Origin of the sequence: Desulfosarcina cetonica JCM 12296, assembly GCF_001311845.1 — a bacterium.
GTDB classification, from domain to species: domain Bacteria; phylum Desulfobacterota; class Desulfobacteria; order Desulfobacterales; family Desulfosarcinaceae; genus Desulfosarcina; species Desulfosarcina cetonica.
The window spans coordinates 1-3,946 of sequence record NZ_BBCC01000326.1; the positions used below are offsets into that span (position 1 = coordinate 1).

Sequence of the window (3,946 nt, forward strand, 5' to 3'; positions counted from 1 at the left end):
TGGGCGGCGTGGTCACCTCGACCTTCCTGGTGACCCTGTTTGCACCGCTTTTCTATGTGATCATCTATCGGTTGCTCGGTCGCCACCGCAGGCGCGAAAGCGTCCAGCCGACCGCTGCGAGCACCGCGGAGGAATGATGCCATGAAGCGAAAATGGTTGATCCTGTTGGCCGGGCTGGCTTTTTTGAGTGGTTGTACCTTCACCCCGGCATACACCCGGCCGAAGGCGCCCGTACCGGAAAACTGGCCCACCGGACCGGCCTATGACACCACCCCCACGGCGCAGGCCACCGCTGTGGCGGCATTGCCCTGGCGGACCTTTTTCACCGATCCGGGTCTGCGGCAGGCCATCGAAACGGCCCTTTCCAATAACAGCGACCTGCGTTTGGCGGCCTTGAACGTTGCCCGGGCGCGGGCCATTTACGGCATCCAGCGTTCGGCGCTTTACCCTGCCGTGGATCTTTCGGCCAGCGGCACCAAAAACGGGTTCCGGCCGACCTGGCCTCCTCCGGACAGCGCTACACGGCGGAACAGTACGACGTGAACCTGGGGATCTTTGCCTGGGAGATCGATTTCTTCGGGCGCCTGCGCAGTCTCAAGGACCAGGCCCTGGAGACGTACCTGGCCACCGCGCAGGCCCACCGCAGTGCCCGGATCCTGCTGATATCGGCGGTTGCCCGGGCGTATGTGACCCTGGCCGCCGATCAGGAGAATCTCCGGCTGGCCCGGACGACCCTTGAGAATCAGCAGGCGGCTTATGATTTGATCCGACGGCGTCAGGAAGTGGGGCTGGGGACCGAACTGGATCTCAACCGTGCCCGGAGCCAGGTGGATACCGCCCGGGTGGATATCGCCCGCTATGTCCGTTTGGTGGCCCAGGATCGCAACGCCCTGGATTTGCTGATCGGTGTCGGGCAGCCGTTTTCCGACGATCAGCTCCCGACCGATCTGGCCGGCCTTACCCCCATGCCCCCCATCGATGCCGGCCTCTCCTCCACGGTCCTTTTGGAACGTCCGGATATCCTGCAGGCCGAGCACCAGCTCAAGGCGGCCCATGCCAATATCGGTGCCGCCCGGGCGGCGCTGTTTCCGAACATCTCCCTGACCACGAGCGTCGGCGTGGCCAGTGCCGAACTCTCCCGCCTCTTTTCCGCGGGGCAGGCACCTGGCTGTTTGCCCCCCAGGTCAGCTTGCCGGTGTTCGATGCCCGTTTGTGGGCGGCCCTGGACGCCACGACGGCGGAGCGGGAGATCGCCGTGGTCCAATACCAACAGGCCATTCAAAGCGCTTTCCGCGAGGTGGCCGACGCATTGGCCGTCAAGGGGACGGTGGATCGGCAGGTCGAGGCCCAAGCGGCCCTGGTGCGGTCGGCAGCCGAAATTTACCGGCTGGCGGACGTGCGCTATGCCAAGGGAGTGGACAATTATCTAAGCGTTCTGGATGCCCAGCGGTCCCTTTACGCGGCTCAACAGGCCCTGGTGGCCGTCAACCTGGCCAGGATCGTCAATCAGGTGCAGCTTTACGCGGTCCTGGGCGGCGGCACCGCTTAAGGGAGAGGCAGATGAGCGTGCCATGTCAATCAAAAGGCCAGGATACGAAAACCCGCATCCTGACCATGGCCGAGACCCTTTTCGCCCAGAACGGTTTCCGGCAAACCACCATCAGCCAACTCGCGCGTCGGGCAGGCGTCAACCAGGCTGCGGTCAACTACCATTTCGGCTCCAAGGCGGGGTTGATCGAACAGGTTCTCGAACGCCGCCTACAGCCGATTCACCATGTGCGCATGCAGCGTCTGGAAGCCATCCGGGCAGCCACCACCCAGCGGGGTGCAACACCCGATGTGGCCGAGGTGCTGCGTGCCTTCATCGAACCGGCGTTCTGCCTGACCCAGGGAGCGGACGGCGGCCGAAATTTCCTGCTGATCGCCAGCCGGGTGATGGTTGAACCGGATGAGGCCATCCGCGCACTTTTCCTGCGCCATTTCCGGCCGGCGTTTATTCTCCTGTTCACCCTCATGCAAAAAAGCCTGGGCGGGATGCCTGAAAACGAACTGCTCTGGCGGATGCATTTCGTGGTTGGCGCCCTAGGGCATGCCATGCGCGTTCACGGCACGGTGATGCCGCCAGCCGACCTGTTTCCCGCGGATCGCAGCGTTGATACGATGGTCCGCTCCCTGGTGGCTTTTTTGACCGCCGGCATGGGTGCCTCCTTCGGTGAAAGCGCTCCGGCCGACTTGCCCGCCGAACCGTCCTGACCCCGCCGGTTTCGAATTCCTGCGTTTCCGATCAACGCCTGCATGGACTCTTTTTTGACCATCCGCCATGAATTTGACGCATCCCGGTGATGGTAACCGTGTCGGACACCGCTTCATCAGGGGCGCACCACGATGCGTTCCTTCAACGTGAATGGCATGGAATTTGTAGAGGTCACCGATGAAATGTATCGTCGCAAAACCCGTATTGATGTCGGATGACGCCATGTTGATTGCAAATGGACAAGAGGAGATGGGCATCGAGGCGAGCCTCAAGCTGCTGGATCTTTCACCCGATGCCAGCCTTGACGCCGCCGGTCAGGCCTATGAGCACATGCAGCAGTTGATTGACCAGTATCACCAGGATTCCGGCGGGGCAGATCCCCAGGCGCGCCAGGCGGATCTGGAATTGTTGTCCCTGGCTTACGAGAAGGTGGTTGCCCATATTTCCGAGCGTTCCGCGCCGCAAACGGCGGGGCGGGAGGCGAAACCGCTGTTGCGGGTGGTCAGCGACCAGAAGACGCTGGCCGACTTGGATTTTCCGATGGACTTGAGCGACCTGGAAGCACCTCCCGGGATAACGAAAGCCTGCCGGTGCTGCCCGAATCGGATATCCAGACCGTCGAGGCGGCCCTGTCGATCATTTCGCGCCGGTTGAACGAGGCGGAAGCGGCGCTGCCCGAGGCCCAACAGGTCGTTGATGCGGCAACAGCGGCGGTGGAGGCCGCCAACCGACGGCACGAACGCATCCGCCAGGAGAGTATCAACGCCATTGTCGCGGCCAAATCCGCCAAGATCCGTGCCCTTTTGCTGGAAATCGAGGCCAAGCGGTCCATCGAGAAAGCCATGGCCGTGGCTGAAAAGGCCCGGGAGCGGGTCAAGGCGGCCAAGCGCATGGCCAAGGACGCCATGACCGAAGCGGATAAGGCCCAACAGCAGGTTGGCGAGCTGAAACAATCCGAGGAAGAAGCCGCCGCCGAGGCGGTAAAGGCTGAAAAACAGCTTGAACAGGCCAAGACACGTCTGAAGACCCTGACCAACCGCTTGGTGGAAACGCGCAAACGGATCAAGATTTCACGTGACAACGGTGGCGAGTTGACCTTTCATCCGGATGGCAGACCCGGGGGCGATTACCTTGACGCCATCCTTGCCGATCGCTTGACGCTATCCGACGCGAATTCGGACAATGCCGGCGATCAGGAGAAGATCCTTGCCGATCTGCGCGAAATCGAAGCCTCCTTGCAGGGCAGCGAGGTGCCGGCCAAGCCGTCGCCGGCCGCCGGTATTAAAGCGTCATCCAACAAGCGCCATGTCCCCGAACGGCGCCGGCAACCCCGGATCTCGTATCCCACCCATCTGCGGCCGGTGCTTTCCGTGGATGGCCGAACCGTTCCCATCATCGATCTGAGCGGAAGCAGCATGGGGCTGAAGACCGATGGCAATTACGCCTGCCCGCGGATCGTGCGCGGGATGATCGACTTTCCCGATCGCCCGTCGGTCAATATCACCGGTCGCGTCGTCCGTGAAAATGGCACCACCACCGGCCTCAAATTGGTCACCCGCATCGGTAAGCATATTCTGAACGCCGAACAACGGCGCCTGCGTGCCTGAAATAGCGATATTACAAGAAGTTGCAGCGCGGGCGATGCCCGCGAAAAATAGGAATCGATCCAGATGCGGTTAGCCTGAGAATTTG

At 62.0% G+C, this 3,946-nt stretch carries 4 protein-coding genes and 1 pseudogene; all 5 read left to right on the forward strand.

Going from position 1 to position 3,946, the window contains the following annotated elements; genetic code table 11:
* Positions 1-141: 141 nt before the first annotated feature.
* The 5 genes and pseudogenes from JCM12296_RS48655 to JCM12296_RS33055 all read left to right on the forward strand — a co-directional run bounded on the left by JCM12296_RS48655 (position 142) and on the right by JCM12296_RS33055 (position 3,861).
* A complete protein-coding gene (locus JCM12296_RS48655) occupies positions 142-543 on the forward strand; it encodes a TolC family protein (protein WP_281492250.1) in 402 nt (133 codons plus the stop codon).
* Positions 540-1,549, forward strand: a pseudogene (locus tag JCM12296_RS51695) (efflux transporter outer membrane subunit). The gene JCM12296_RS48655 and the pseudogene JCM12296_RS51695 overlap by 4 nt, the downstream one beginning before the upstream one ends.
* Positions 1,550-1,560: 11 nt before the next feature.
* Entirely contained in the window at positions 1,561-2,253 is a 693-nt protein-coding gene (locus JCM12296_RS33045) for a TetR/AcrR family transcriptional regulator (RefSeq protein WP_054702085.1), read from the forward strand.
* Between the two features lie 223 nt (positions 2,254-2,476).
* The gene (locus JCM12296_RS33050) at positions 2,477-2,908 is read left to right on the forward strand and encodes a hypothetical protein (protein WP_157068135.1); all 432 of its coding nucleotides are present in this window, start codon (positions 2,477-2,479) and stop codon (positions 2,906-2,908) included.
* A complete protein-coding gene (locus tag JCM12296_RS33055) occupies positions 2,845-3,861 on the forward strand; it encodes a PilZ domain-containing protein (protein WP_054702090.1) in 1,017 nt (338 codons plus the stop codon). Before JCM12296_RS33050 ends, JCM12296_RS33055 begins: the two co-directional genes overlap by 64 nt.
* Positions 3,862-3,946: the final 85 nt, after the last annotated feature.

What these genes read in the sequence shown, in the direction of transcription:
- JCM12296_RS48655 (WP_281492250.1), top strand. Translation starts at nt 142, where the DNA reads ATGAAGCGAAAATGGTTGATCCTGTTGGCCGGGCTGGCTTTTTTGAGT.
- JCM12296_RS33045 (WP_054702085.1), top strand. Translation starts at nt 1,561, where the DNA reads ATGAGCGTGCCATGTCAATCAAAAGGCCAGGATACGAAAACCCGCATC.
- JCM12296_RS33050 (WP_157068135.1), top strand. Translation starts at nt 2,477, where the DNA reads ATGTTGATTGCAAATGGACAAGAGGAGATGGGCATCGAGGCGAGCCTC.